This window comes from Serratia sp. H1w, assembly GCF_000633355.1.
Classification (GTDB): domain Bacteria; phylum Pseudomonadota; class Gammaproteobacteria; order Enterobacterales; family Enterobacteriaceae; genus Chania.
On record NZ_AYMQ01000159.1, the window covers coordinates 1 to 396 of the forward strand.

At 52.0% G+C, this 396-nt stretch carries 2 pseudogenes; both read right to left on the reverse strand.

The window, feature by feature from the left end:
• Nucleotides 1-189: pseudogene (locus U869_RS32450) on the reverse strand (hypothetical protein); the annotation flags it as partial.
• Nucleotides 190-283: 94 nt separating this feature from the next.
• Nucleotides 284-396, reverse strand: a pseudogene (locus U869_RS32045) (IS630 family transposase); the annotation flags it as partial.

Sequence of the window (396 nt, forward strand, 5' to 3'; positions counted from 1 at the left end):
AAGAAAACCGGGGCGGTTCAGTTTACCCAGCTGCAATCCATCCGTACCAACAGTAAATAATGCCTGCCAGGCAGCCGGCCGTTGCTCTGGCGGCAAGCACAACACCGGGGTGATAGCAGCAATGGATTTCTCGCGCCCAATCACGGCCACCGGGAAGACGACCACGTTCGCCAAATGGGCTGCAGCCACTAATGCCAGCTCCAGATGCCGGCAATTCGGGCAGTTGGGATCATCAAACACTTATAAGGTTCGGTCATGGCCAGAGGAATATACCCAATAAACCTCAAGATGCTGTCTTGAGCACCTGAAAGCGATCGTTAATTCGGCTGCCCAATGTATCCGCTATTTTTGGCAACGTTTGTTTAAAGAAAGTAGATATAGCATCCCGGAACTCGC